Here is a 26,658-nt window from a genome sequence, read left to right on the forward strand (position 1 = left end):
TTCCTTGCACCTGTACCCTCGGATGGTGTCTGATTCTTTGTCTGGGCGGCGGGTTGCGCTGCTGACGCTGGGGTGCGCGCGCAACGAGGTCGACTCGGAGGAGTTGGCCGCCCGGCTGCACGCCGACGGCTGGCAGGTGACCACCGACGGCGAGGGCGCCGACGTGGTGGTGGTGAACACCTGCGGTTTCGTGGAGAAGGCGAAGCAGGACTCGATCCAGACGCTGCTGGCCGCCGCCGACACCGGCGCCAAGGTGGTCGCCGCCGGCTGCATGGCCGAGCGGTACGGCCGTGAGCTGGCCGACAGTCTCCCCGAGGCGCAGGCGGTGCTCAGTTTCGACGACTACCCGGACATCGCCGCCCGGCTCGACGCGGTGGTGGCCGGCGAGGCGATCTCCGCGCACACCCCGCGCGACCGGCGCGAGCTGCTGCCGCTGACGCCGGTGAAGCGCCGCGAGGCGGCGGTGTCGCTGCCCGGCCACGGCACGCCGACCCGGGTCGCGCCGGAGACCGACGCGCACACCCCGGCGCACCTGCGGCAGGTGCTGCGGCACCGGCTCGACACCGGCCCGGTGGCCTCGCTGAAGCTGGCCAGCGGCTGCGACCGGCGGTGCGCGTTCTGCGCCATTCCGGCGTTCCGTGGGGCGTTCGTCTCGCGTACCCCGGACGAGCTGCTCGCCGAGGCCGAGTGGCTGGCCAAGACCGGCGTGCGGGAGCTGGTGCTGGTCAGCGAGAACTCCACCTCCTACGGCAAGGACCTGGGCGACCCGCGGGCGCTGGAGAAGCTGCTGCCGCAGCTCGCCGCCATCGACGGGATCGTGCGCGTGCGGGCCAGTTACCTCCAGCCGGCCGAGACCCGGCCCGGCCTGGTCGAGGTGATCGCCACCACGCCGGGCGTGGCCGCGTACTTCGACCTGTCGTTCCAGCACTCCAGCGAGCCGGTGCTGCGCCGGATGCGCCGGTTCGGCTCCACCGACCGGTTCCTGGAGCTGCTCGCCTCCGCCCGCGCGCTGGCGCCGGAGGCGGGCGCGCGGAGCAACTTCATCGTCGGCTTCCCCGGCGAGACGAAGCAGGACGTGGCCGAGCTGGTCCGGTTCCTGACCGAGGCGCGGCTGGACGCGATCGGCATGTTCGACTACAGCGACGAGGACGGCACCGAGGCCGCCGGGCTGCCCGGCAAGGTCTCCGCCGCCACGGTCAAGCGGCGCTACGACAAGCTCAGCGCGCTCGCCGACGAGCTGTGCTCGCAGCGGGCCGAGGAGCGGCTCGGTTCGACGGTGGAGGTGCTGGTCGACTCGGTCGCCGACGGCGTGGTCGAGGGCCGGGCCGCCCACCAGGCGCCCGAGGTCGACGGGTCGACCACGCTCGTCGCGCCGGACGGCGGCGGGGTGGACCTGGCCGCGCTGCGCCCGGGTGACCTGGTCCGGGCCCGGGTGACCGCGACCGAGGGGGTCGACCTGATCGCCGTACCGGATGAGATGATCTCGGCGGCGCCCGGCGCGGCACGGTGACGGCGGGCCCGGACGGAGCGGGGAAGCCACGTGGGGCGATGCCGGACATGACCGGGGCGGAGTCGACGGTGGCCGCTCCCGTGCCGCTGCTCAACGCGGCCAACCTGCTGACCGCGGCGCGGCTGGTGCTGGTGCCGGTCTTCGCGGTCACCGTGGTCGTGTCCGGGATGAGTCACGCCGGCTGGCGGACGGCGGCCTGCCTGATCTTCGTGGTGGCCTCGGCGACGGACCTGGTCGACGGCTGGATCGCCAGGCGGTTCGAGCTGGTCACTTCGCTGGGCAAGGTCGCCGACCCGATCGCCGACAAGGCGCTCACCGGCGCCGCCCTGGTGCTGCTCTCCGTCTACGACCGGCTGCCCTGGTGGGTGACCGTGGTGATCCTGGTCCGGGAGCTGGGCATCACCGCGTTGCGCTTCTGGGTGATCCGGCACGGGGTGATCGCGGCCAGCCGGGGCGGCAAGATCAAGACCGCGTTGCAGATCCTGGCCATCACCTGGTACCTCTGGCCGATGCCGGCGGCGCTGGCCCCGGTCGGTCCCTGGATCATGGGCGCCGCCGTGGCGGTCACGGTCGCCACCGGCTTCGACTACGTCGCCCAGGCGCTGCGGCTGCGTCGTCCCGCGCGTTGATCCGGGCAGCCGGCGACTAGGCCGGCGCGGCGCGGGAAGAAGGGGCGGTCATGGGAGACACCGACGCGAGAGACCAGCGGCCCGCCGGCAGTCCGGCGGCGGCCGCGGTGCACCGCCTGCACGAGTGCGGCCAGACGTTGGCCACTGTCGAGTCGCTGACCGGTGGGCTGCTCGCCGCCGCGATCGTGGAGATCGCCGGCGTCAGCGCGATCTACCGGGGCGGTCTGGTGGTCTACGCCACCGAGCTGAAGGCGGTGCTGGCCGGTGTGCCGGAGGACCTGCTGGCGGCGCGCGGGCCGGTCGACCCGGACGTGGCCGTCGCGCTGGCCGAGGGTGGGCGGCGGCGCTGCGGCGCGGACTGGGGACTGGCCACCACCGGCGTGGCCGGGCCGGAGCCGCAGGACGACAAGCCGGTCGGCCTGGTCTACGTGGCGGTCGCCGGCCCGACCGGCAGCGACGTGCGCCGGCTCGACCTCGACGGCGGCCGGGACCACATCCGCTCGGCCGCGGTGATCGAGGCGCTGCGCCTGCTCGCCGAGCACATCCCGGACGCCGACGACGCCGGGGTCGCCGACCCGGCGGGCACCGGCCGGCGGTGAGCCGGCCGACCGCCGACGCGCCCGGCCGCGGGGGCGCCGGCACGGCGTGCCGCTCAGGATTGGAGAGGCGGGGTGGGATGTCGTCGTGGCGGTCAACGGGTACGGTTGCGGGAAGGCTCCGGCGGGCGACGCCGGCGCCGGGGCGGACCGCCGTCCCCGGCGCGGCGCGGACCGGCCGGACAGGTGTCCCGTCAGGGGAGGTGCGATGGTCCTGCTACGCCGGGTGATCGGTGACGCACTGCGGGCGCGCCGGCAGGGGCAGCACCGCACCCTCCGCGAGGTCTCGTCCGCGGCCAACGTCAGCCTCGGTTACCTGTCCGAGATCGAACGCGGCCAGAAGGAGCCCTCCAGCGAGCTGCTCGCCGCGATCTGCGACGCGCTCGGCGCCCGCCTGTCCGAGCTGCTGCGCGAGGTGAGCGACACGGTCGCGTTGGCCGAGCAGATGCCCGGCGTGCTGGTGCCGGTGACCGACGAGCCGACGCCGGTGGCCCCGCCCGCCGTGCGCAAGGCCACCAACCGGGGTGTCCGGCAGGTCACCACCGACGGCGCGGTGGCCGTCCAGGTCCGGCAGGATTCGCCGCTCAAGGCGACGCTGCGCAGCACCCGCGTACGCCCCGCCGAGCGGGACGTGGTCTGCGCCGCCTGACCGATCGTCCGCGCGATGGTCGCCGGTGGCGCCTGCGTCGTACTGTTGATCAGGGTCGTACGGGTGCCGGAGTGGTGTCCGACTGGGACGATGTAGGCGCGACACTACTGAGGGGACGAGGCGGAGATGGCGAACCCGTTCGTCAAGGGTTGGAAATACCTGATGGCGCTCTTCGGCGCGAAGATCGACGAGCAGGCCGATCCGAAGGTGCAGATCCAGCAGGCGGTCGAGGAGGCGCAGCGGCAGCACCAGGCGCTGGTCCAGCAGGCCGCGGCGGTGATCGGCAACCAGCGCCAGCTGGAGATGAAGCTCTCCCGGCAGATGACCGAGGTGGAGCAGCTCCAGGGCAACGCGCGGCAGGCGCTCGCGCTCGCCGACCAGGCCCGGGGTCGGGGCGACGAGACCGAGGCCGGGCGCTACGAGCAGTCCGCCCAGTTGCTCGCCACCCAGCTCGTCTCCGGTGAGCAGGCGCTGGAGGACCTCAAGACGCTGCACGACCAGGCGCTCGGCGCGGCGGCGCAGGCCCGCAAGGCGGTCGAGAACAACTCGATGATCCTCCAGCAGAAGCTCGCCGAGCGCACCAAGCTGCTCAGCCAGCTCGAGCAGGCCAAGATGCAGGAGAGCGTGGCCAAGTCGCTGGAGTCGATGTCGTCGCTCACCGCGCCGGCCAGCACTCCGTCCCTGGACGAGGTGCGGGACCGCATCGAGCGCCGCTACGCCACCGCCATGGGCCGGGCCGAGCTGGCCGGCAACTCGGTCGAGGGCCGGATGCTGGAGATCCAGAAGGCGACGCTCGACTCGGCCGGGTCCTCCAGGCTGGAGCAGATCCGGTCGAGCATGGCCGGCGAGCAGCTCGGCGGCCAGCAGCAGCGGCCCGCCGTGGGGCAGCCGACCGACCCGGCCGCCGCCGCCCGGCTGGACGAGATCCGGGCCAGCATGAGCCGGGACCGCGGTGCCGGGGAGAGCACCACCGGCTGACGGACGAGGGAGAGCGATGGCGGACGAGCGGACGCGACACTTCCGGCGGCTGGCCAAGCTGCGCCGTTCGGCGCGGCGGTGGAGCGTGCTGGCCGGTGGGCTGGGCGGCGCCGCCGCGGTGCTCACTCCGTACGCCGGCCTGGGGCTGCCGGACGCGGCCTGGGTCGGCGCCGCGGGCAGCGCGGTCGCGGTGGCCGCCTGGCGCTGGATCGACCACCGGGCGCTCGCCGCCGTGCCGGCCCCGCCGGCGCTCGACCCGGCCGAGGCCGCCGCCCGCTCCCGGGCCCGGCTGGTCGCCGCCGTCGAGCGGCTGCCCGTCGGCCCCGGCGTCCTCGCCGAGGTACGCCGCGTCCGGTCCCGCCTCGCGTTGCGCGGCACCTCCGCGGCCGAGCCGTGGGCCCGCCTGGACCGCGCCGCGCTCACGCTCGGTGGGCTGGCCGGCCGGCTGACCGGGCTGGCCGAGCCGGCGGTCCGGGAGGCCGCCGAGGCGGACCATTCCCTGCGTGAGCTGGCCGGTCGGGTGGCCGGCGTGGAGCGTGCGCTGAAGCTAGCCCCGCGCGGGCCGCTCGCCGAGGTGCACGCCACGCTCGTCGCCCAGCTCGAGGAGGGCGTGGCGGCCTACGAGCGGCTGGTGGTGGCCGCCGCCGGCTACGTCGCCGAGGACGCCCGCCCCGACACCCACCACCCGGCCGCGACCCGCCTGACCGAGGCCACGGACCTGCTGCACGGCGTCGCCTCCGCGCTGGCCGAGCTCCGCACCCCACTGCCCACCCCCTGACCGCCGCGCTCGGTCACGGCACGCCCCGACGGGCCGACAGGCGCACAGCCACGACCGATCGCGGTGCGCGGCTGATCCGGCGTGTCATGCCGGTGCGTGTCATGCCGGTTCCTCGTCCGGCCGATCCACGGAGCTGCCCGACCCCATCCATCCTCACCGTGGGTAGTGGCCGCCCCGAGTAGATCGGCAGGAACCGGTATACCTCAGAGGCATAATTATGCCTCTGAGGTATACCGGTCAGAAGTAATGCCTTCTCCCGCAGCCCGCAGCCCGCAGCCCGCAGCCCGGCGGGTTTCGGAGGCTGGGGGTCCCGGCGGGCCCGCGCACGGCGAGGGATGGGGGCGGCGGTCAGTCCGGAGTGGTGATCTGGATCGGGGGGGTCCACGGGGAGGTGCCGACGATGTTCGTCGCGCGGACCCGGTAGTAGTAGGTGACTCCGGGCGGCAGGGCGGTGTTGGTGAAGCCCCGGCCGGTGACACGGAACGTGGTGGGGTCCCGGGTGAAGCCGGCGTCGCTGGCGCGTTCGACGAGGAAGCCGGCGCCCGGCCCGACCGGCGTCGACGCCGACCAGCTCAGCGTCACCGTGGTGGTGTCCGGGGCCGGCGCGCCGGCGGTGGCGGAGACCCGGGTGGGCGCGGCCGGCCGGGGCGGCGTGGTCACCGTGGCCACCGTCGACCAGGGGGACGCCGCGCCGAGGTACGTGGTGCGTACCCGGTAGTAGTACGTGGTGTCCGGGGCGACGGCCGGGTCCAGGTGGGCCTCGCCGACGGTGATCGCCGTGGTGCCCGGCCCGCTGGTGAACGTCGGGTTGGTGGCCCGCTGCACGTCCACCCCGGTGGCGAAGGAGTGGTTCGCCCAGCGCAACGCCACCCGCAGCGGGGCGGCCGGCGGCACCGCCGCGGTCAGCCGGGACGGCGCGGTCAGCCGCACCGCCGCCGGCGCGTCGTTCGACCAGGCCGAGCAGCTCACCGCGTTCTCGGCGCGGATCCGGTAGTGGTAGGTGACGCCGGGGGTGACGGTGGCGTCCGTGTACCGGGTCGCGGTGGCGGCCACGGTGATCTCGGTGCGACCGGTCGTGAAGGCGCTGTCGGTGGCGCGTTGCAGCCGATGGCTGGTGGCCGGCGGGCGGCTGCCGTTGCCGGTCCAGGCCAGCGCGACGGCCGGCAGCACGGTGGCCGAACCGGGCACCGGCGTGGCGGTCAGGCCGGTGGGCGCCCGGGGCGACACCCGCAGCACCAGCGGCCGGCTCATGCCCTGGTCGCGCAGCCCCGCCGAGCGCGTCTGCCAGCGGTACTCCCAGCCCAGGTTGACCACCTGGTTGACCACCGTCGCGGGCCGCCCGTCGACCGGGCTGACCGGGCCGGCGTCCAGCCGCGCACCGGCCGGCCGGCTCGGATCGAGCAGCCGTACGCTGTCGCCGACAGTGAACGGCAGGCTGGGCGCGACCGGACGCAACGCCACCACCACGTCCTCCCGGGGGTTGACCCGGACGGTGTCCTTCCAGCCCAGCTCGCCCGGATCCGGTGGGCGGAGCGTGCCGTCCCAGCCGACCCGGTTGACCACCTGCACGTCGACGCCCTCCACGTGTACCGGATGGGTCCGGTCCGTGTCGCCGACGATCCGCCAGAGCTGGGTGCCGTCCGCCGGCGCGCCCACCGGCACGGTCGGATCGGTCACGAACACCTCCTCGGTGACCGGGTCGGTCGGGCCGAGCGGCAGCACGGCCGGCGCGAGCGGGCCGGCGAGCGGGTGGCCGACCCCGAGTCGCCCCACCGCCCGGCCGTGCCGGGGCTCGAACACCTGCCCGACCGACTTCACCGCCAGCGGCAGCGTGACCGGGCCGGACCCACCGCTCGGGGTGAACGTGACCGAGGTGGCGCGCGCCGGGACCAGCGTCGGGCCGGCGGTGCGGGTGCCGAACGCCGGGTCGTACGCCGGTTGCGGCACGATCGGCGGCGGCTGGCTCTGCGCGTACGCGGCGGGCAGCCGGGCGGCCAGTCGCCGCCTGTCGTAGCGGGGCGCCGGGCTGCCGACCACCCGGATCTGGAGCAGCGTGCGCGTGTTCGGGCCGTAGCCGGGGTGGGCCGGCGGCAGGCCGCCCGCGCCGGTGCGGTCGGCGGCGCCGGTGTGGTGGTCGTAGCGCGGATCGAAGCGGGGCAGCGGGGCCGGGCAGTCGTTGTAGAGGATCAGCGTGCGGCCCGGCGGCACGGTGGAGAAGTCCACCACCACGTCGGCGCGTTCGCCGGGCGCGAGCAGCAGCGTGTGCCCGTCCACGTTGAGCACGGTCGGGTCCTGCCGGTCGTAGCGGTAGCCGACCGGCCGGTTCGCCAGCACCACCGGCGCCGGCAGCAGGCCACCCTCGTTGCCGATCTGGATCAGCTCCGGCCCGGCGGCGGCCGGATCGGGCACGCCGCCGTCGCGGCCGTCCACCGGCCAGTACGCCGGCCGGCCCGGTGCGCGTACCGCCTCGACCATCGGCACCTCGCCGGCGCGCGGGTCGGCCGCGTCGCCGTCCGGCGTCCACATCGGCCCGTCCGAGGCGGCCCGGTAGAGCTGGAGGTTGAGCGCCCGGTCCGCGCAGGCGTTCAGGATCCGGAACCGGTACGCCCGCGGTTCGACCTCCAGGTACGGGTACGCGACGCCGTTGACCAGCGGCGTGTCCCCGTACGCCGCGGGAACCGCCGAGGGGTGCGGCACGCCCGGGACCAGCGGTGGCTCGTCGGGTTCGGTGACCGGGTCGTGGTGCGGGTTCGGCACCGGGGCGATCCAGGGGCTGGTCCCGCCGTCCGGGTCGTGCGCCCACGGCCCGTAGTCCCAGCGCCCGGTCGGGTTGGTGCCGCTGATCCGGTACGGGTTCTGCCGGGGCTGGTAGACGTGCGGGTGCCAGAGGCTGCCCTTGGCGCCCCAGCGGTCCCGGTCCCAGGTCGGGTCCTGCGCGGCGAGCTGCGCGTCGTCGGGGACGAACGTCTTGTCCTCGATCACCAGCGGGAGCTGGTCGGCGGGGAGCACGCCGTCGGCGACGAGGCGGTCCTCGGCCGGGTCGGTGAGCAGGTAGAGCGCGAGCTGCCCGGCGTAGACGGTGAGCCGGGACAGGCCGAGCGTGTTGTCGTGCAGCCACATCAGCCGGCCGCTCTGGTCGTTCGGGAAGTAGAGCGTGGTGGCGCCCGCGCCGGGCGCCGGCATGTCCGGCACCGGCGTCACCCCCACCCCGACCGGGTACGGGGTGATCTCGCCGGCCGGGGTCACCCACTGCCACGGGTTGCCGGCGCTGATCCAGGCGGTCCGCGCGCCGGCCAGGTGCGGCACGGCCCGGTTCTGCGGGTACGGCGCGGGACCGTCGAGCGGCCCGCTCCCGGCCCCGTCGACCGTCTCGTCGACCGGCAGGAACAGCTCGCCGGCCCGGCCGGTCGGTAGCTGGTTGATGAACTTGACGCGGACCGGCCGGTCGCGCCGGGCCATGATCATCGGCCCGAGGTGCCAGGGCCGGTCGGGCGGGCTCACCGTGTTGTGGCCGGCCCCGTCGGTGCCCAGGTTGAGCTGGCGGTAGCCGCGCAGCCGGGTGGCCGGCAGGTCCCGGTGCAGGCGCTGCGCGTACTCCTGGAGGCCGATCTCGTAGTAGTCGCAGCCCGGCCAGGTGATGGTGTCCGGCACCGCGACCGGCAGTCGGGCGCCGAGCCCGGCGGTGGGCGACCGGCCCGGCAGCGGCAGCGGGTCGACGAACTTGCGCAGGCCGGTGCCGGGGACCGGGCGGCCGTCCGGGTCGAGCGTGGGCAGCGGGCTGGCGGCGGTGTTCGGTACCGGACCGAACAGGCGCGGCACCCCGCCCGGGTCCAGGGCCGCCGGGCCGGTGGGTTCGGCCGGCCCGGCGGGCGTCTCGTCGGCGGCGCGGGCGGTCGGGACGGTGGGCGCGGTCTCCTCGGCGACCGTGGCGGCCCGGTCCGGCCGGCCCGGCCGGAGTCTGCGGAACAGCACCATGGCTCTCCCCGGGATCGGGGCGCGCCGGCCGTCACCCCGGCGTGGCGGGCGTACGCGCTGCTGACGATCGGTGCGGTCCACCGCAGCATGCGACGCCGGACGGGCGGGAGGGAAGTACCCAATCGTCCGTATCTCGGGTGATCTTATCCGGTTCGTGGAAGTTGCAGGTCACGTCCGCTCCGGCTGGCAGGCCGGGCACCAGTAGGTGACCCGCTCGCCCAGCTCCTCCTTGCGGATCGCCGTCCCGCAGCGCCGGCACGGCTGGGCCCGGCGGCCGTAGACGTAACTGGTCCCGCCCCGGCGCAGCACCCCGGTGGTGCTCTGCGTCCAGCGACCCCGGTTCGCCGCCAGCAGCCGCTGGGCCAGCGCCACGGTGCCGGCCAGGTCGGGCACGTCGCGCACCGGCGTCCACGGCGACACCCCGCGCAGGAACAGCACCTCGCACTTGTAGAGGTTGCCCACGCCGGCCAGGTTGCGCTGGTCGAGCAGCGCCTCCCCGATGCTCTGCTCCGGGTGCGCGGCCAGCCGGCGGACCGCCTCGGCCGGGTCCCAGTCCGGGCCGAGCAGGTCCGGGCCGAGGTGACCGACGAGCGACTCCTCCTCGGCGGTCGGGATCAGCGCCAGTTCGTGCAGGTGGTAGCCGACCGCTACCGCGCCGGCGGAGCGGAGCACCACCCGGATCAGGTGCGCCGGTCGGGCCGACCACCGCTCACCCGGGGCGTACGCCCGCCACGCGCCGTCCATCCGCAGGTGCGAGTGCAGCGTCCGCTCCTCGCCGGCCGGACCGGCGAGGCGCAGCAGCAGGTGCTTGCCGCGGCTGGCCGACTCGCGCGCGGTCCAGCCGGTCAGGTCGGTGGTGGCGAGCTGCGGCACGCGGAAGTCCGACCCGGTGAGACGGGCCCCGGCCAGCGCACGGTGCAGGACGCGGGCGGTGTTCCAGACGGTGTCACCTTCGGGCACCCCGTCATTGTCGCCTACCGAACGGAATTCACATGTTTCGCTATCTGGACCGATATTCTTTTTTGTGACGATAGCGGACAGGATCAGGGGGTTCTGAGGAGAATCCCATGGCCCGAGCCCGTCGTACCGTCATCGCCCTGACCGCCCTGCTCACCGCCACCGCCGGCCTGCCCGCCGCCGCTTCCGCCGCGCCGGCCCGCGCCACCGGAGGAGAACGCTGGTCCGCCGACCTCGCCGTCGCCGGTGGCGACGACGTCAACGTCACCTGGCGCGCCGGCCGCCTGCGGCTGGCCGACCCCCGCCCGACCGCCCGGACCCGCCCCGCCGCCGCGTCCGGCCCGCTCGCCGAGGGCATCCTGCTCGCCGCGCCGCGCGCGCTGGACCGGCCCGCCACCCGGGTCCGCGCCCGGCTCGCCGCCCACACCGGCGACGGCGGCACCGCGACGGCCGAGGTACGCGGCTGGCGGGCCGGCGGCTGGACCGAGTGGCGCGACGCCACCGAGGCCGTCTTCGACCAGCCGGTCACCCGGGTCCAGGCGCGCGTCGTGCTGACCGCGCCGGGCGCCGCCGCCGAGGCCACCGTGACCGACCTGACGCTCGCCGCCGACCAGGCCACCACCGCCGCGACCCAGCCCACCGCCGGGCGCACCTACCGGGTGTACGCGACCCGGATCGGCCTGGTCGGCGGCGTCACCGCCAACGGGCACGTCGTCGGCGCCCGCGACCACTTCGCGGCGCTGCCCACCCGGCGCGGCCTCTCCCCCCGGGGCACCGGCGACTACACGGTCAAGGTCTGCACCACCAATGGCAGCCGGTGCGAGTACGCGCCGGTCTGGGACGTCGGCCCGTGGAACACCCGGGACGACTGGTGGAACCCGCCGACCGTCCGGGAGAACTGGCGCGACCTGCCGCAGGGCCGGCCCGAGGCGCAGGCCGCCTACGAGGACGGCTACCACGGCGGGCGGGACCAGTTCGGGCGGGTCGTGCGCAACCCGGCCGGGCTGGACCTGGCCGACGGCACGTTCTGGGACGGGTTGCGGCTCACCGACAACGCGTGGGTGGACGTGACCCTGCTCTGGACCGGGGGCGGGGCGCGGGCAGTCGTCGGCTCCGGGCCGCTGACCCTGCGCACCGGGGCGGGCACCTCGTACGCGAGCCGGGGCCTCGCCGCCACCCACGCGCAGGTGCCGGTGCAGTGCTACCTGACCGGCGAGCGCGTCGCCGGCACCTACCGCACCACCACCAGGTGGTACCGCCTGGTCGGCGGCACCTACGTCAGCCACGCGTACCTGTCCGCAATCTCCGGCGGCACCGTCCCCCGCTGCTGACCCACCCCCACCCCGTGGATCTTGCAGTTGCGGCCCGTCCGGCGCGGCTTTCGGGTCATTTGTCGGGGCCCGAACTGCAAGATCGCGGAGGTCAGGGGGTGGTGACGGTGACCAGGTCGCCGGGGGAGAGGGTGAGGACGTCGGCGGCGCGGCCGGTGTGCACGGCCACGGCCACCAGGCCGGCCGAGTCGACGTAGGCGACCAGTCCGCCGGGCTCCGCGTCGCCGAACGTGCGGCCGTGCACGGCCTCGTGCCCGTTCACCAGCACGCGGGACGGCAGGCCGTCGAGCAGCGGGCCCGGCGCGGCGAGCTGGACGTTGCCGAAGTGGTCGACGGTGAGCACCTCGGCGTCGAACCCGGCGGTCTCCGCCCGGACGACCGGCTCCGGCAGCCGGACCAGGGTGGCCGGGTCGACGGCCGGCCCGGCCCCGCCCGGCGGCGCGCCGAGCGCCAGCCGGGCGGCCACCGGCACGAACACGTCCCGCCCGTGGAAGGTGCGGGACACGGTGGGCGCCAGCCAGGCCGGGTTGGTCAGCTCCACCGCGGCGGTCACCCCGCCGAGCGCCTCCGCCGCCGGCAGGAGCAGGCCGTTGTCCGGCCCCACCAGCAACCCGCCGGGCGTGGCCAGCGCGATGCCGCGCCGCTCGGTGCCGACCCCCGGATCGACCACCCCGACGTGCACCCCGACCGGCAGGTACGGCACCGTCTGCGCCAGCACCGCAGCGCCCCGGCGGACGTCGCCCGGCGGCACCAGGTGCGTCACGTCGATCACCCGGGCGGTCGGCGCGAACCGCGCGAGCACCCCGTGGCAGGCCGCGACGAAGCCGTCCGCCAGCCCGTAGTCGGTGGTCAGCGAGACGCACGGCCGGCGCGCCGCCGGTGGGCCGGCCGGATGACTCGCCATCGGCTCCTCCTCGTCGTCTCCGGCCACCCTAGCGAGACGTCGCCCCGCCCTCCCGCCATGGCCGTGCGGCGCGGCCCGGTCCGGGCCGGGTCAGCCGCGCGGTGCCGGCCGGTCCGGCGGGTCAGCCGCGCAGGCGCAGGCCCCGGGGGGTGGCCCGGAAGCCGGCTGCGGTGAGCGCGTCGCGCAGCGGGGAGGAGTGCACCGCCTCGCCGTCGGCCCGCTCCACCGAGATCGCGCCGAGCGCGCCGGAGTGCACCGCGTCGGCGAGCGCCTTGCCGGCCGCCCCCAGCGCGTCGGTGTCGTCGGTGAACGAGAGGATCGTCCGCCCGCCCCGCTCCACATAGAGCACCAGGTCACCGCCGACCAGCACCACCAGTGCGCCCGCCTTGCGCCCGGCCCGGTGACCGGTGGCGGGTGCCGCCCCGTCGCCCGAGTCGACGACGCGGTCCGGCCAGGGCAGCGCCGCGCCGTACGGGTTCGCCGGATCGGTGGCGGCCAGCACCACGGTCGGGCCGCCGCCCCGGTCCCGGCTGTCGTCGGCCAACGCGCGGATCCGGTCGACCGCGCCGGGCACCGCGAACTGGGCCGCGCCCAGGCCCTCGACGAAGTAGCCGCGTCGGGCCGCCCCGCGCTCCTCCAACGCCGACAGCACCGGGTAGACCGCGGCGAAGCCACCTGTCACCTGCTCCGCCACCACCGCGCCCCGGGTCACCACCCCGTGCCGTTCCAGCAGCAGGTCGGCCAGGGCGGCGGCCCGACGGGTCGGGTCCAGGTCGCGTTCCGGCAGCCGGGACCAGCGGCCGGCCATGGTCGGCGGGCCGCCCCGGCTGGGCAGCGCCACCCGACCGGGCCGGCGGTAGCGGGTCCGGGGGGCCGCCGGCCGGGACCGGTGCGCCCCACCCGCGCCCAACGCGGCCCGCAGCGGCGCGAGCGTGTCGTTGGTCAGGTGGCCGGCCCAGACCAGATCCCACACCACGGCCGACAACGCGGCGTCGTCGGTGGCGCCGACCCGGTCGGAGAGCGAACGGAAGAACAGCGCCTGCCCGTCGCCGAGCGCGTCGAGCACGGACTCGTGCAGCGGGGTGAGCGTCAACGCCTCGTCCGGTGGCGGCAACAGCAGCGGCGCGACGTCGGCGTACGCCAACGTGACCCAGCCGTCGCCGCCGGAGATCGCGCCGGCGCCGGCCCAGACCACCTCGCCGCCGGCGCACAGCTCGTCGAGTTGGGCCGGGGAGTAGTCGGCGACCCGGGCCGGCAACACCAGACGCTCCAGCGCGGACGCCGGCACGGTGGTGCCCTGCACCTGCTCCACGGCGGCGGCGACCGCCTCGACGCCCCGGGCCGACGAGCCGACCTGCTGCCAGCGGGGCAGGAACGCGGCCAGCGCCCGGGGCGGCACCGGCTCGATCTCCCGGCGCAGCGCCGCCAGGGAACGGCGGCGCAGCAGGCGCAGCACCTCCGCGTCGCACCACTGGGTGCCGACGCTGTCCGGCGCGAACTCGCCGGAGACCACCCGACCGGTCGCCGAGAGCCGGCGCAGCGCCTGCTCGACCACGAACACCCCGAGCCCGAACCGGGCGGCGCAGGTGGCCGCCGCGAACGGGCCGTGGGTGCGCGCGTACCGGGCGACCAGGTCACCGAGCGGATCGGCCACCGGCGCGAGGTGGGCCTCGGCCACCCCCACCGGCAGCGCCACCCCGAGCGCGTCGCGCAGCCGGGCGGCGTCCTCGACGATCACCCAGCGGTCCTCGCCGGCGACCCGGACCCGCAGCACCCGGCGGGCCGCCGCCAGCTCCACCGGCCACGCCTCCGGCACCCCGCGTTCGGCCAGCTCGGCCGGGCTCAGGTCGCCGACCACCCGGAGCAGCTCGACCACGTCCTCGGCGTCGCGGGGCCGCCGCTGCTCGGTGCGCCACCGCAACTGCCGCTCCGTCTCGGCGAGCACCGCCGGGTCGAGCAGCTCCCGCAGGTCGACCCGACCGAGCAACTCGCCGAGCAGCCCGGAGTCGAGCGCCAGCGCGGCGGCCCGCCGCTCGGCCAGCGGCGCGTCGCCCTCGTAGAGGAACGCCCCCACATACCCGAACAGCAGCGACCTGGCGAACGGGGACGGGCGTTCGGACTCCACCTCGACCAGGCGCACCTTGCGGGCGGCCAGGTCGCGCATCAGCCCGCCGAGGGCCGGTTGGTCGAAGACGTCCTGGAGGCACTCCCGGGCGGCTTCCAGGGTGACCGGGAAGTCGGCGTACTCGCGGGCCACGTCGAGCAGTTGCGCGGCGCGCTGGCGTTGCGCCCAGAGCGGCTGCCGGCGGCGCGGGTCGCGGCGGGGCAGCAGCAACGACCGGGCCGCGCACTCGCGGAACCGGGCGGCGAACAACGCGGACGTGCCGACCGACTCCTCGACGAGCTGGGCGATCTCGTCCGGCTCGAAGACCACCACGTCCGCGCCGGGCGGCTCCTCGGCGGTGTCCGGCAGTCGCACCACGATGCCGTCGTCGGAGGGCATGACCTGGGCGTCCACGCCGTAGCGTTCGGCCAGCCGGCGGCCGATGGCGAGCGCCCACGGGCCGTTGACCCGGGCGCCGAGCACCGAGTGCACGGCGAGCCGCCAGTCGCCCAGCTCGTCGCGGAAGCGCTCGACCACCACCGTCCGGTCGTCGGGCAGCGACCGGGTGGCCGCCTTCTGCTCGCGCAGGTACGTCATCAGGTTGCCGGCGGCCCAGTCGTCCAGCCCGCCGGCGCGCAACGCCGCCACCGCGTCGGCGTCGGACTGCCGCAGCAGCGCCCGGACCCGGGCGCCGATCGCGCGGCCCAGCTCGACCGGCCGGCCGAGCTGGTCGCCCTTCCAGAACGGCATCCGGGCGGCCTGCCCCGGCGCGGGGGAGACCAGCACCCGGTCGGGGGTGATCTCCTCGATGCGCCAGGACGACGAGCCGAGCAGGAACACGTCGCCGACGCGTGACTCGTAGACCATCTCCTCGTCCAGCTCGCCGACCCGCGCGGCCCGCTCGGCCCCGGCCAGGAAGACGCCGAACAACCCGCGGTCGGGAATGGTGCCGCCGCTGGTCACCGCGAGCCGCTGGGCGCCGGGCCGGCCGGTCAGCACGTCGGTGGCGCGGTCCCAGACCAGCCGGGGGCGCAGCTCGGCGAAGGCGGTGGACGGGTAGCGACCGGAGAGCATGTCGAGCACCGCGTGCAGCGCCGAGTCTGGCAGCTCGGCGAAGGGCGCCGCGCGCCGCACCAGCACGGCCAGGTCGCCGAGCGGCCACGGCTCCAACGCCACCATCGCGACGATCTGCTGGGCCAGCACGTCGAGCGGGTTGCGCGGGTAGTGCAGCTCCTCGATCGCGCCCTCGCCCATCCGCTCGGCGACCACGGTGCAGGAGAGCAGGTCGCCGCGGTGCTTGGGGAAGACCACGCCCCGGGAGACGGCACCGACCTGGTGCCCGGCCCGGCCCACCCGTTGCAGCCCGGCCGCGACGCTCGGCGGCGCCTCGATCTGCACCACCAGGTCGACCGCGCCCATGTCGATGCCCAACTCCAGGCTGGAGGTGGCCACCACGGCGGGGAGCTGACCGGACTTGAGCGCCTCCTCGATGTGTTTGCGCTCCTCCCGGGAGACGCTGCCGTGGTGCGCCCGCGCGATCACCGACGGCGCGCCGGTCGCGGCCCCGGACTGCGCCATCACCTCGGCCGGCTGCCGGGGCGCGCGCACCGGCCCCACCGGCCCGCCGAAAGCGTCCGCGCCGCGCCGCCCGCCGCCGGCCGGCGGGCCGTCGGCGCCGGGCAGGAGATCGGATACGCGCACCGGCTCCCCGCCCCGGGCCACGCGGCTGCCCTCCGGGGCGGCCTCCGCCTCCGCCTCCTCGGCGGCCAGCTCGTTGAGGCGGGCACAGAGCCGCTCCGCCCCCCGCCGGGAGTTGGTGAACACGATCGTGGACCGGTGCGCGCGGATCAACGCGAGCACCCGCTCCTCGACGGCCGGCCAGATCGAGGGCCGGCGCGGGCCGAGCCCGCCCAGCTGGTCCTCCGGGGGCTCCTGCTCGTCGAGGCGGGTCATGTCCTCCACCGGGACCTGGACGCTGACCTCGATGGTCTTGTCGGCTGGCGGTTGCACCACGTCGACCGGGCGGGCGCCGCCGAGGAAGCGGGCGCAGACGTCGATCGGGCGCACCGTGGCGGACAGCCCGATGCGTTGGGCGGGCCGCTCCAGCAGCGCGTCGAGGCGTTCCAGGGAGAGCGCCAGGTGGGCGCCGCGCTTGGTGCCGGCCACCGCGTGGACCTCGTCGACGATCACCGTGTCCACCCCGCGCAGCGAGTCGCGGGCGGCGGAGGTGAGCAGCAGGAACAGCGACTCGGGCGTGGTGATGAGGACGTCCGGCGGGGTGCGGGCGAAGGCCCGCCGCTCGTCGGCCGGGGTGTCGCCGGTGCGCATGCCGACGGTGATGTCGGGCGGGGCGAGCGCGAGCCGGGTGGCGGCCTGCCGGATGCCGATGAGCGGGGTCCGCAGGTTGCGCTCCACGTCGACGGCGAGCGCCTTGAGCGGGCTGACGTAGAGCACCCGGCACCGCCGCCGGGGGTCGGCCGGCGGTGGCTCCTTGCCCAGCCGGTCGAGCGACCAGAGGAACGCCGCGAGCGTCTTGCCGGAGCCGGTCGGGGCGACCACGAGCGCGTGGTGACCGGCGGCGATCGAGCGCCAGGCGCCCGCCTGGGCCGGCGTGGGCGCGGCGAACGCCGCGGTGAACCACTCCCGGGTCGCCGCGCCGAACTCCGTCAGCACCCCGTCGGCCGGGGTCACCTCGTCCGCCACGGCACCATCCTGCCCCGCCGGTACGACATCCGGCCCGTCGCCGGGGTGGTTCGGTACCGGGCGGACAATTGACGCGACGAATAGGGGATTTGTTCCGTTAAGTCTTACTTAACTGCTTGCTTGCGGCATGCAACATAAAGTAACTTCACTCGCAACGTGGCGTGGGTGGAGGCGTGGATGACCGTTGAGGAGCGAGGCTCTCGACCCGGCACCGACGTGCTCATCCGCAAGGTCGACAGCCGGCTCGCCTCACTCCGCGCCGGTCTGCACGGCCCCGAGCTGGAGCTGGCCGAGGAGCTGGCCGAGCGCCTGCGTCAGCTGGTCGTCGCCACCGCCCGGTCCAGCGCCGCCGACCGCGCGCTGGTCCGCGCCGCGGTGCACTACTTCGTGCTGCGCCGGGAGAGCCGCGACACCCGGCTCCCGGTCCGCTCCCTCGCCGCCGCCCAGCGCGTGGTGGACCGGGCCGCCCGCCAGCTCAACCACCCGACCCAGCCCGGCGACCCCCGCCGAAACCCGGCCCGCTTCCCCTGACGGGTTTCGGGGAAAACGGCGCGGCGGGTGGGGAAGTGGCGTGTGATCGGTCGTACCCGCAGCGTGCCCCCGCGCTGTACCTCGACCGGGAGTACGCGTGCTCGTCCTGCTGATCCTGCACCTGGTGGCGGCGCTGCTCGCCCCGCTGCTGGTCCGCAGGTGGGGCCCGCGAGCCTGCCTGCTGCTGGCGCTCGCCCCGGCGGCCACGGCCGGCTGGGCGGTGGCGCACACCGGCGCGGTACGCCACGGCGGCGCGGTCGTCGAGACGTACCCCTGGATCCCGCAGCTCCGGTTCGACCTGGCCCTGCGGGTCACCACGCTGTCCTGGCTGATGATGCTGCTGGTCGGCGGCGTCGGTGCGCTGGTCCTGGTCTACTCCGCCCGCTACTTCCCGCCCGGCTCGGTGGGCCTGGCCCGGTTCGCCGCCGTGCTTGTCGCGTTCGCCGGCGCGATGCTCGGCCTCGTCGTCGCCGACGACCTGCTGCTGCTCTACGTCTTCTGGGAGCTGACCACCGTCTTCTCCTACCTGCTGATCGGGCACAGCACCGAACGCCGGGCCAGCCGGTGGGCCGCCGCCCAGGCGCTCACCGTCACCACGCTGGGCGGCCTGGCCATGCTGGTCGGCTTCCTGCTGCTCGGCCACCACGCCGGCAGCTACCGCTGGTCGGCGGTGGCCGCCGCGCCGCTGCCCGGCGGCGGGTACCTGGCCACCGCCGTGCTGCTGATCCTCGCCGGCGCGCTGGCCAAGTCCGCGGTGTTCCCGTTCAACGCCTGGCTGCCGGTGGCGATGGCGGCGCCGACACCGGTCAGCGCGTACCTGCACGCGGCGGCGATGGTGAAGGCCGGCATCTTCCTGATCGGGCTGCTCGGCCCGACGCTCGCCCCGGCCGGACCGTGGCGGCCGGTCACCGTGGTCGCCGGGCTGGTCACGCTGGTCGGCGGCGGCTGGGCGGCGCTGCGGCAGAGCGACCTGAAGCTGCTGCTGGCGTACGGCACGGTCAGTCAGCTCGGCCTGCTGACGGTGGCGTTCGGGGCGGGCACCCCGGCGGCGGCCCTGGCCGGCGTCGCCCTGCTGGCCGCGCACGCGCTGTTCAAGGCCGCGCTCTTCCTCGTCGTCGGCCTCCTCGACCACTGCGCCGGCAGCCGGGACCTGCGGGACCTGTCCGGCGTGGGCCGGGCCGCGCCGCTGCTGGCCACCGTCGCCGCGCTGGCCGCCGCGTCGATGGCCGGCGTCCCGCCGCTGCTCGGCTTCGTGGCCAAGGAAGGCGTGCTCGCCGCGTTCACCGACCGGCCGTGGGTGCTGGTGGGCCTGGTCGCCGGCAGCGCGTTGACGGTGGGCTACAGCATCCGCTTCCTGTGGGGCGCGTTCGGCACCCGACCCGGGATTGCGGACACCGTGCTGGAGCGACCGCCCGCGGCGATGCTCGTACCCCCGGCGCTGCTGGCCGTGGCCGGGCTCGCCGCCGGCCTGACCGCCGGCTGGCTGGGCGGCCTGCTCCAGCCGTACGCCGAGCTGTTCGGCCCGGTCGAGGAGCATCTGGCGCTCTGGCACGGACCCACCGTGGCGCTCGGCCTCTCCGCGCTGGTGCTGGCCGGCGGCGTGCTGCTGCACCTGCTCCGCGGCCCGCTCGCCCCCGTGCTGGCCCGGCTGCGTTCGCCGGTGGGCGGCAACCAGGGCTACGAGTGGGTGACCCACCGGTTCGACCGGCTCGCCATCGAGGTCACCGGCGTCACCCAGCGTGGTTCGCTGCCGCAGTACCTCGGCACCGTGCTGCTCGTCCTGGTGGTCGTGCCGGGCGGGGCGATGGTGGCCACCGCGCCGTGGCGGGTCGGGCTGGCGCCCTGGGACACCCCGACCCAACTGGTGGTCTGCGTGGTGATCGCGGTCGCGGCGGTGCTCGCGGTGGACGCGCGTCGCCGGCTCACCGCCATGCTGCTGGTCGGCGTGACCGGATACGGCACCGCGATGATGTTCGTCCTCTACGGCGCGCCGGACCTGGCGCTCACCCAGTTCCTGGTGGAGACCGCCACCATCGCCGTCTTCGTGCTGGTGCTGCGCCGGCTGCCGGAACGCTTCTCGGCCCGTCCGCTGCGCCGTAGCCGGTGGCTGCGGCGGGGCATCGGCGTCGCCGCCGGCCTGGTGATGGCCGGTCTGGCGCTGACCGCGGCCGGTGCCCGCCGGGCGCCGTCGATCTCCGCGGCGTTCCCCGACCTCGCGGTCGCGCAGGGGTACGGCCGCAACGTCGTCAACGTGACGCTCGTGGACATCCGGGCCTGGGACACCATGGGCGAGATCTCGGTGCTGGTGGTGACCGCGACCGGGGTGGCCAGCCTGATCTTCGAGCGCTCCCGCACCGGGCCGCGCCCGCGCCGCCCCCGCCCGGCGACGCCGCGCCCCGGCCGCACGGTCTGGCTGCGCGGCGGGCAGACGCTGCACGAGCGGCGGCGGTCGATCGTGTTCGAGGTGGTCACCCGGCTGATCTTCCACACCGTGCTGCTCTTCTCGCTGTTCCTGCTCTTCTCCGGGCACAACGCGCCCGGCGGCGGGTTCTCCGGCGGGCTGGTCGCCGGCCTCGCGCTGACCCTGCGGTACCTGGCCGGCGGGCGGTACGAGCTGGCCGAGGCCGCGCCGGTCGGCGCCGGCATGGTGCTCGGCGCCGGCCTGGCGGTCTCGGTCGGCAGTGGCGTGCTCGGCCTGCTGCTCAGCGGCGAGGTGCTGCAGAGCGTCAAGGTGGACCTGTGGCTGCCGGTTATCGGCCACTTCTACCTGGTCACGTCGCTCTTCTTCGACATCGGTGTCTATCTGGTGGTGGTCGGGCTGGTGCTGGACATCCTGCGCAGCCTGGGCGCCGAGGTGGACCGGCACGTCGAGGCGGCCGGCGAGCCGGGCCGTGGCCTGACGGTCCGGCGTGAGGGGCCGGGCGCGTGACGGGGCCGACGCTGGTGCTGGTGCTGGCGGTCGGGGTGCTCGTCGCCACCGGCGTCACGCTGCTGCTGGAACGCAGCCTGACCCGGATCCTGCTCGGCGTCATCCTGCTCGGCAACGGGGTGAACCTGCTCATCCTGCTCGGCGGGCGGTCCGGCGCCGCCCCGCTGGTCGGCACCGCGCCGACCGGCGACATGAGCGACGCCCTGCCGCAGGCCATGGTGCTCACCGCCGTGGTGATCACGTTCGGGCTGACCGCGTTCCTGCTCGCGGTGGCCTACCGGAGCTGGTACACCAGCGGCGACGACGAGGTGCAGGACGACCTGGAGGACCGGCAGACCGTCCGGCTGGCCGAACGCAACGAGGTGGCCACCGCGGACCTCGGCGGCGACGGCCCGGACGGCGACCCGGAACAGGTCGACCCGGAGCCGGCCCGCCGCCGGCTCCGCCGAAACGAGGAATCGTGAGCGCGAGGAGTGAGCCGGGTTTGCGAGCCCCGCAGTCGCGAAGGAAGGCGGCACCATGAGTGGGCTGGTGCCGCTGCCGGTGGTGGTGCCGCTGCTCGGCGCGGCGCTCACCCTGATGCTGACCGGCCGGCCCCGGTTGCAACGCTCGATCAGCGTGCTCTGCCTGGCCGGTGTACTGCTGGTCGCGGTGGTGCTGCTGGTCCAGGCGTACCGGTACGGGCCGGTGGTGGTGCGCGTCGGCGGCTGGCCGGCGCCGGTCGGCATCGTGCTGGTCGCCGACCAGTTGGCGGCGCTCATGGTGGTGGTCTCCTCGGCGGTCACGCTCTGCGTGCTGCTCTACTCGATCGGCCAGGGCCGGGCGGAGACCGGCGAGACCGCGCCGGTGAGCATCTTCCACCCCACCTACCTGGTGCTCACCGCCGGGGTGACGAACGCGTTCCTGGCCGGGGACCTGTTCAACCTGTTCGTCGGCTTCGAGATCCTGCTGGCCGCGAGCTTCGTGCTGATCACACTGGGCGGCACCGAGGTGCGGTTGCGCACCGGCTCGACGTACGTGGTGGTCAGCATCCTGTCGTCGCTGCTCTTCCTGTCCGCCGTCGGGCTGGTGTACGCGGCCACCGGCACGTTGAACATGGCGCAGCTCGCCGGCCGGCTGGACGCGCTGCCCGCCGGCGTACGCCTGGCGTTGCAGCTCATGCTGCTGCTCGCATTCGGCATCAAGGCGGCGGTCTTCCCGGTCTCCGCCTGGCTGCCGGACAGCTACCCGACCGCGCCCGCGCCGGTGACCGCGGTCTTCGCCGGGCTGCTGACCAAGGTCGGCGTGTACGCGATCATCCGCACCGAGACGCTGCTCTTCCCCGGCGGCCAGGTCGACGGGCTGCTGATGGTGGTGGCCGGGCTGACCATGGTGGTGGGCGTCCTGGGCGCGGTGGCGCAGTCGGACATGAAGCGGCTCTTCTCCTTCACGCTGGTCAGCCACATCGGTTACATGATCTTCGGGGTGGCGTTGAGCAGCGTCGCCGGCCTGTCCGGCGCGATCTTCTACGTGGTGCACCACATCACCGTCCAGACAACGCTCTTCCTGGTCGCCGGCCTGGTCGAGGAACGCGCCGGCAGCACCGACCTGCGTCGGCTCGGCGGGCTGGCGCGGGTCACCCCGGTGGTCGCGGTGCTCTTCTTCGTGCCGGCGATGAACCTGGCCGGCATCCCACCGTTCTCCGGCTTCCTCGGCAAGCTCGGCCTGCTCCAGGCCGGCGTGGCGGCCGGCGGCGCGCTGCCCGCCGTGCTGGTCGGCGCCGGCACGCTGACCAGCCTGCTGACGCTCTACGTGGCGTCCCGGGTGTGGAACATCGCGTTCTGGCGGGCGCCGCGGCTGGCCACCACCACGCCGGTCACCCGGCTGCCCGGTCTGATGGTCGGCGCCACCGCCGCGCTCGTCGCGCTCGGCGTGCTGCTCACGCTGGTGGCCGGCCCACTGTTCCAGGTCACCGCGGACGCCGCCGCCGACCTGCGCCAACGCACCCCGTACGTGCGGGCCGTGCTGCCCCGGGACGTGCCGTGACCACCGACCCGGGCCCGGACCGGAACGGTGCGGCGCCGGGCGGCGACCCGCCGACGGTGGGTCGCGGCGGGCGGCGGCGCGACCAGGCCGTGGCGCTCGGCTGGCTGGTCGTCGTCTGGCTGCTGCTCTGGGGCGACGTCTCCTGGGTCAACCTGCTCACCGGCCTGGCGATCGGCGCGGCGGTGCTGTTCTTCTTCCCGCTGCCGCCGGTCACCTTCGGTGGGCGGCTGCGACCGGGGCCGCTGCTGGTGCTCGCCGGCACGTTCGTCGGGGAGCTGGTCAGCGCCAGCGTGCACGTCGCCGCCGTCGCGTTGCGCCCCGGCTACCGGCCGCGCGGCGCGATCATCGCGGTGCCGCTGCGGGTCCGCACCGACCTCAACCTGGCGCTCACCGCCGAGGTGATCTCGCTGGTGCCGGGCACCCTGATCCTCGACATCGACCGCACGCGCGGGGTGCTCTACGTGCACGTGCTCGACGTGCGCGGTCCCGAGGACCTGACCGGCAGCCGCGACCGCGTGCTCGCCGTCGAACGGCGCATCGTGCGCGCCGTCGGCTCGCCCACCGAGGTACGCCAGCTCGACACCGAACCCGTCGAACGGAGGAACCACCCGTGACCGTCCTGCTCGCCGTCGCGCTGACCGTGCTGCTCTCGGCCACCGCGCTGCTCGCCCTGACCCGGATCTACCGTGGCCCGTCCCTGCTCGACCGCATCGTCGGCGCCGACCTGCTGCTCGCCGCCATGCTCGGCGCGGTGGGGGCGGAGGCGGCGGTGAACCGGCACGCCACCACGCTGCCCGTGCTGGTGGTGCTCTCCCTGCTCGGCTTCGTGGGCTCGGTCTCCCTGGTCCGCTTCGCCGTCCGGGCCGAATCGTGAGCGCGAGGAGTGAGCCGGGGTTGCGGGCCCCGCAGTCGCGAACGGAAGGCGGCTCAGCGTGAGCGCGAGGAGTGAGCCGGGGTTGCGGGCCCCGCAGTCGCGAACGGAAGGCGGCTCAGCGTGAGCGCGAGGAGTGAGCCGGGGTTGCGAGCCCCGCAGTCGCGAACGGAAGGCGGCTCAGCGTGACGGTCGTGACGGTCGTGGCGGACTGGGCCGGGGGGATCCTGCTGCTGGGCGGCGCGCTGCTGAGCCTGGTCGCCGGCATCGGGCTGGTGCGCTTCCCGGACACGCTGGACCGGATGCATGCCGCCACGAAACCACAGGTGCTCGGCGTGCTGCTGTTGCTGGGCGGGCTGGCGTTGCGGCTGCGTACCGGCTCGGACCTGGGCATGCTGGCGTTGGTGGCGATCTTCCAGCTCTCCACCGCGCCGGTCGCCGCGCAGATGATCGGGCGGGCCGCCTACCGGTCCGGGCGGGTCGACCGGTCGCTGCTCGACGTCGACGAGCTGGCCGGACACTGAGAACCGGACGTGGGGGAGGCTTTTCGGCACCTTCAGCGAGCATCCAGCGGGCACCGATAAAATGGGCGGCATGATCGACTCTCCTGCCCCGGAGGGCAGCAGTAGCCGGCCGGGTCGTACCCGGCATCTTCCCTCCCCGACGACCCCGGGAGCCCTGAACCTCCCGTGTTGATCCTCGTCGGTCTCCTTCTCATCACCGTGCTCACCGCCGCCACCGGTTACTTCGTGGCGCAGGAGTTCGGTTACGTCGCCGTGGACCGCGGCAAGCTCAAGCAACTCGCCGACGGTGGCGACCGCGCCGCCGCCCGCGCCCTGGAGGTGACCGGGCGGCTCTCGTTCATGCTCTCCGGCGCCCAGCTCGGCATCACCGTGACCGCCCTGCTGGTCGGTTACGTCGCCGAGCCGTACCTGGGCGCCGGGCTGGCCGGCCTGCTCGGCGTGGCCGGCGTGTCCGGCGCGGTGGCGCTGCCGCTGTCGGTGGCGCTGGCCCTGGTCATCGCCACCGTGGTGCAGATGGTCCTGGGCGAGCTGGCCCCGAAGAACCTGGCCATCGCCCGGGCCGTGCCGCTGGCCCGGGCGCTGTCCCGGTCCACCCTGATCTACCTGCGGATCGCCGGTCCGCTGATCACGCTCTTCGACCGGGCCGCCGTGCGGCTGCTCCGCCGGGTCGGCATCGAGCCGATCGAGGAGCTGCCCAGCGGCGCCACCCCGGCCGACCTGGAACAGATCATCGCCGAGTCCCGCGAGGAAGGACACCTCGACGCGGAGATGTCCGACCTGCTGGACCGGGGGCTCGACTTCCGGGGGCTGACCGCCGGCGAGGCCATGGTGCCCCGGGTCGACGTGCACACCGTCCGGGCCGACGAGCCGGTCAGCCGGATCGTCGAGATGCTCGACACCGGCCACTCCCGGTTCCCGGTGCGCGGCGCCGAGGGCGTCGACGACCTGATCGGCGTGGTCGGCATCGCCGACGTGCTGGGCGTGCCGCCGGCCGAGCGGGCGCGTACCCGGATCGACGCGGTGGCCGTACCCCCGCTGCTGGTGCCGGAGACGCTGCCGCTGCCGACGGTGCTGGACCGGCTCCGGTCCGGGCACCGGCAGTTGGCCTGCGTGGTCGACGAGTACGGCGGGTTCGCCGGCGTGATCACGCTGGAGGATCTCGCCGAGGAGCTGGTCGGGCCGATCCGCGACGAGGACGACCCGCCGGAGCGGGCGCCGGCCCGGCAGGACGACGGTTCCTGGGTGGTGCCGGCCCGCTGGCGGATCGACGAGGTCGCCGACAGCACCGGCATCGAACTGCCCGAGGCGCCGGAGTACGACACGCTCTCCGGCCTGGTGATGCGGGAGCTGGGTCGGGTGCCCGAGGTCGGCGACCGGCTGGAGATCGCGCTCGCCGGTGACGGTGACGAACCGCCGCCGTCCGGGCCCCGGGTGCTGGTCGAGGTGCTGGCCGTGGACCGGCACGTCGCCGACTCGGTCCGGCTCCGGACGACCGCCGGCGTGGCCGGGGAGGGTGCGGCATGAGCCCCGGGTTCGCGTTGATCTTCTCCGTGGTGCTGCTGGCGCTCAACGGATTCTTCGTGGCGGCCGAGTTCGCGCTGGTGGCCTCGAAGCGCTACCGGCTGGAGCAGTCGGCGGCCGGTGGCGGCCGGGCGGCCCGCGCGGCGCTCGACGGCGTCCGCGAGCTGAGCCTGATGCTGGCCGGCGCGCAGCTCGGCATCACGCTGTGCACGCTGGGCCTCGGCGCGCTGGCCGAGCCGGCCATCGAGCACCTGCTCAGCCCGCTGCTGCACGCGGTGGGCCTGCCCGACGCGGCGAGCCACGTGGTGGCGCTCGTGTTCGCGCTGGGCCTGGTGACGTTCCTGCACCTGGTGGTCGGCGAGATGGCGCCGAAGTCCTGGGCGATCACCGACGCGGAGCGCTCGGCGATGCTGCTGGCGCTGCCGTTCCGGGCGTTCGCCCGGATCGCCCGCCCGGTGCTGTCGCTGCTGAACGGGGTGGCCAACGCGATGCTGCGGTTGGTCGGCGTGCAGCAGCAGGACCAGCTCGCCCAGGTGCACGGCCCGGACGAGCTGCGCATCCTGCTGGAGCAGTCCCGGGAACACGGGCTGCTCGGCGCCGAGCAGCACCAGTTGCTCACCAGCATGCTGGAGTTGCAGGGCACCACGGTGGCCCAGGTGATGGAGCCGTTCGACAAGATCGTCACGGTCCGCCGGGACGACACCGCCGAACGGATCGAGCACGTCTCCCGGGACAGCGGCCGGTCCCGCCTCGCCGTGGTCGACAGCGGTGGCGAGGTCTGCGGCCTGGTGCACGTCCGGGAGGCGGTGCGCGCGGTGACCACCGGCCGGGCGGCTACCGCCGGGGAACTGATGACGAACGCGTTCACGCTGCCGGCCGAGTCGTCGGTGTCCGAGGCGGTGGCGGCGATGCGGGGCCGGCAGGCCCAGCTCGCGTTGGTCCGCAACGGTGGTGGCCCGACCCGGCCGATCGGCTTCGTCGCGCTGGAGGACCTCCTGGAGGAGGTCATCGGCGAGTTCGACGACGAGACCGACCCCGTCCCCAGGGGCCGCCGCCTCCGCTGACCCCCACCCCCTCCCACCCCGCCCACCCTGGGCGCGGATTCACGGAAAGAGTGGCTATCCGGCCTCGGATAGCCACTCT

The 26,658-nt window shown here is 75.1% G+C and carries 20 protein-coding genes; 16 read left to right on the plus strand and 4 right to left on the minus strand.

Translation table 11 applies throughout. From position 1 onward, the window contains the following. The first annotated feature begins 22 nt into the window (after positions 1 to 22). The 6 genes from rimO (at position 23) to C8054_RS07835 (ending at position 5,140) form a co-directional block, all read left to right on the plus strand. A complete protein-coding gene (gene rimO, locus C8054_RS07810) occupies positions 23 to 1,510 on the plus strand; it encodes a 30S ribosomal protein S12 methylthiotransferase RimO (RefSeq protein ID WP_107156052.1) in 1,488 nt (495 codons plus the stop codon). Positions 1,511 to 1,557: 47 nt separating this feature from the next. Beyond that, positions 1,558 to 2,139 (plus strand): CDP-diacylglycerol--glycerol-3-phosphate 3-phosphatidyltransferase, encoded by a 582-nt coding sequence (gene pgsA / locus C8054_RS07815; protein WP_199199598.1) that lies wholly within the window; start codon positions 1,558 to 1,560, stop codon positions 2,137 to 2,139. 50 nt (positions 2,140 to 2,189) lie between these two features. Next, positions 2,190 to 2,738, plus strand: coding sequence for a CinA family protein (locus C8054_RS07820; protein WP_107156054.1), 549 nt, complete (start codon positions 2,190 to 2,192; stop codon positions 2,736 to 2,738). Positions 2,739 to 2,943: 205 nt separating this feature from the next. After that, entirely contained in the window at positions 2,944 to 3,384 is a 441-nt protein-coding gene (locus tag C8054_RS07825) for a helix-turn-helix domain-containing protein (RefSeq protein WP_107156055.1), read from the plus strand. Between the two features lie 126 nt (positions 3,385 to 3,510). Next, a complete protein-coding gene (locus C8054_RS07830) occupies positions 3,511 to 4,362 on the plus strand; it encodes a PspA/IM30 family protein (protein WP_107156056.1) in 852 nt (283 codons plus the stop codon). Between the two features lie 16 nt (positions 4,363 to 4,378). Next, positions 4,379 to 5,140, plus strand: coding sequence for a hypothetical protein (locus tag C8054_RS07835; protein WP_107156057.1), 762 nt, complete (start codon positions 4,379 to 4,381; stop codon positions 5,138 to 5,140). 348 nt (positions 5,141 to 5,488) lie between these two features. On the opposite strand, the gene C8054_RS07840 is transcribed toward C8054_RS07835, so the two are convergent. Then, positions 5,489 to 9,115 (minus strand): fibronectin type III domain-containing protein, encoded by a 3,627-nt coding sequence (locus C8054_RS07840; RefSeq protein ID WP_107156058.1) that lies wholly within the window; start codon positions 9,113 to 9,115, stop codon positions 5,489 to 5,491. Between the two features lie 168 nt (positions 9,116 to 9,283). Further along, positions 9,284 to 10,075 carry a DNA-formamidopyrimidine glycosylase family protein gene (locus C8054_RS07845; RefSeq protein WP_107156059.1) on the minus strand — a complete coding sequence of 264 codons (792 nt, stop codon included), beginning with the start codon at positions 10,073 to 10,075 and terminating at the stop codon, positions 9,284 to 9,286. A 107-nt stretch (positions 10,076 to 10,182) separates the two neighbouring features. Between C8054_RS07845 and C8054_RS07850 the strand changes: the two genes are divergently transcribed. After that, positions 10,183 to 11,403, plus strand: coding sequence for a hypothetical protein (locus C8054_RS07850; RefSeq protein ID WP_107156060.1), 1,221 nt, complete (start codon positions 10,183 to 10,185; stop codon positions 11,401 to 11,403). A 91-nt stretch (positions 11,404 to 11,494) separates the two neighbouring features. On the opposite strand, the gene C8054_RS07855 is transcribed toward C8054_RS07850, so the two are convergent. Next, positions 11,495 to 12,307, minus strand: coding sequence for an S-adenosyl-l-methionine hydroxide adenosyltransferase family protein (locus C8054_RS07855; protein WP_107156089.1), 813 nt, complete (start codon positions 12,305 to 12,307; stop codon positions 11,495 to 11,497). A gap of 121 nt (positions 12,308 to 12,428) precedes the next feature. Then, complete coding sequence (locus C8054_RS07860; protein WP_107156061.1) at positions 12,429 to 17,114, minus strand: DEAD/DEAH box helicase; 4,686 nt, start codon at positions 17,112 to 17,114, stop codon at positions 12,429 to 12,431. Positions 17,115 to 17,291: 177 nt separating this feature from the next. Here C8054_RS07860 and C8054_RS07865 point away from each other — a divergent pair, with 177 nt between their 5' ends. The 9 genes from C8054_RS07865 to C8054_RS07905 all read left to right on the plus strand — a co-directional run bounded on the left by C8054_RS07865 (position 17,292) and on the right by C8054_RS07905 (position 26,579). Continuing rightward, on the plus strand, positions 17,292 to 17,645 hold the full coding sequence (locus tag C8054_RS07865) for a hypothetical protein (RefSeq protein ID WP_107156090.1): 354 nt from the start codon (positions 17,292 to 17,294) through the stop codon (positions 17,643 to 17,645). Positions 17,646 to 17,742: 97 nt separating this feature from the next. Beyond that, positions 17,743 to 20,574 carry a Na+/H+ antiporter subunit A gene (locus C8054_RS07870; RefSeq protein ID WP_107156062.1) on the plus strand — a complete coding sequence of 944 codons (2,832 nt, stop codon included), beginning with the start codon at positions 17,743 to 17,745 and terminating at the stop codon, positions 20,572 to 20,574. Then, entirely contained in the window at positions 20,571 to 21,038 is a 468-nt protein-coding gene (locus C8054_RS07875; protein ID WP_107156063.1) for a Na(+)/H(+) antiporter subunit C, read from the plus strand. The genes C8054_RS07870 and C8054_RS07875 overlap by 4 nt, the downstream gene beginning before the upstream one ends. Positions 21,039 to 21,093: 55 nt before the next feature. Then, positions 21,094 to 22,599 (plus strand): Na+/H+ antiporter subunit D, encoded by a 1,506-nt coding sequence (locus C8054_RS07880; RefSeq protein WP_107156064.1) that lies wholly within the window; start codon positions 21,094 to 21,096, stop codon positions 22,597 to 22,599. Next, complete coding sequence (locus tag C8054_RS07885) at positions 22,596 to 23,213, plus strand: Na+/H+ antiporter subunit E (protein ID WP_107156065.1); 618 nt, start codon at positions 22,596 to 22,598, stop codon at positions 23,211 to 23,213. Before C8054_RS07880 ends, C8054_RS07885 begins: the two co-directional genes overlap by 4 nt. Further along, the gene (locus C8054_RS07890; RefSeq protein ID WP_107156066.1) at positions 23,210 to 23,473 is read left to right on the plus strand and encodes a monovalent cation/H+ antiporter complex subunit F; all 264 of its coding nucleotides are present in this window, start codon (positions 23,210 to 23,212) and stop codon (positions 23,471 to 23,473) included. Before C8054_RS07885 ends, C8054_RS07890 begins: the two co-directional genes overlap by 4 nt. Before the next feature lie 191 nt (positions 23,474 to 23,664). Further along, on the plus strand, positions 23,665 to 23,994 hold the full coding sequence (mnhG, locus tag C8054_RS07895) for a monovalent cation/H(+) antiporter subunit G (protein ID WP_107156091.1): 330 nt from the start codon (positions 23,665 to 23,667) through the stop codon (positions 23,992 to 23,994). Between the two features lie 165 nt (positions 23,995 to 24,159). Next, complete coding sequence (locus C8054_RS07900; RefSeq protein WP_107156067.1) at positions 24,160 to 25,518, plus strand: hemolysin family protein; 1,359 nt, start codon at positions 24,160 to 24,162, stop codon at positions 25,516 to 25,518. Next, positions 25,515 to 26,579: a hemolysin family protein gene (locus C8054_RS07905; RefSeq protein ID WP_107156068.1), complete on the plus strand. Its 1,065-nt coding sequence runs from the start codon at positions 25,515 to 25,517 to the stop codon at positions 26,577 to 26,579. The genes C8054_RS07900 and C8054_RS07905 overlap by 4 nt, the downstream gene beginning before the upstream one ends. Positions 26,580 to 26,658 lie beyond the last annotated feature (79 nt).

Origin of the sequence: Micromonospora sp. RP3T (assembly GCF_003027925.1) — a bacterium.
In the GTDB taxonomy this organism is placed as follows: domain Bacteria; phylum Actinomycetota; class Actinomycetes; order Mycobacteriales; family Micromonosporaceae; genus Micromonospora.

What these genes read in the sequence shown, in the direction of transcription:
- C8054_RS07905 (WP_107156068.1), top strand. Translation starts at nt 25,515, where the DNA reads ATGAGCCCCGGGTTCGCGTTGATCTTCTCCGTGGTGCTGCTGGCGCTC.
- C8054_RS07825 (WP_107156055.1), top strand. Translation starts at nt 2,944, where the DNA reads ATGGTCCTGCTACGCCGGGTGATCGGTGACGCACTGCGGGCGCGCCGG.
- C8054_RS07865 (WP_107156090.1), top strand. Translation starts at nt 17,292, where the DNA reads ATGACCGTTGAGGAGCGAGGCTCTCGACCCGGCACCGACGTGCTCATC.
- C8054_RS07880 (WP_107156064.1), top strand. Translation starts at nt 21,094, where the DNA reads ATGAGTGGGCTGGTGCCGCTGCCGGTGGTGGTGCCGCTGCTCGGCGCG.
- C8054_RS07835 (WP_107156057.1), top strand. Translation starts at nt 4,379, where the DNA reads ATGGCGGACGAGCGGACGCGACACTTCCGGCGGCTGGCCAAGCTGCGC.
- C8054_RS07830 (WP_107156056.1), top strand. Translation starts at nt 3,511, where the DNA reads ATGGCGAACCCGTTCGTCAAGGGTTGGAAATACCTGATGGCGCTCTTC.
- pgsA (WP_199199598.1), top strand. Translation starts at nt 1,558, where the DNA reads ATGACCGGGGCGGAGTCGACGGTGGCCGCTCCCGTGCCGCTGCTCAAC.
- C8054_RS07840 (WP_107156058.1), bottom strand. Translation starts at nt 9,115, where the DNA reads ATGGTGCTGTTCCGCAGACTCCGGCCGGGCCGGCCGGACCGGGCCGCC.
- C8054_RS07850 (WP_107156060.1), top strand. Translation starts at nt 10,183, where the DNA reads ATGGCCCGAGCCCGTCGTACCGTCATCGCCCTGACCGCCCTGCTCACC.
- C8054_RS07820 (WP_107156054.1), top strand. Translation starts at nt 2,190, where the DNA reads ATGGGAGACACCGACGCGAGAGACCAGCGGCCCGCCGGCAGTCCGGCG.
- rimO (WP_107156052.1), top strand. Translation starts at nt 23, where the DNA reads ATGGTGTCTGATTCTTTGTCTGGGCGGCGGGTTGCGCTGCTGACGCTG.
- C8054_RS07855 (WP_107156089.1), bottom strand. Translation starts at nt 12,307, where the DNA reads ATGGCGAGTCATCCGGCCGGCCCACCGGCGGCGCGCCGGCCGTGCGTC.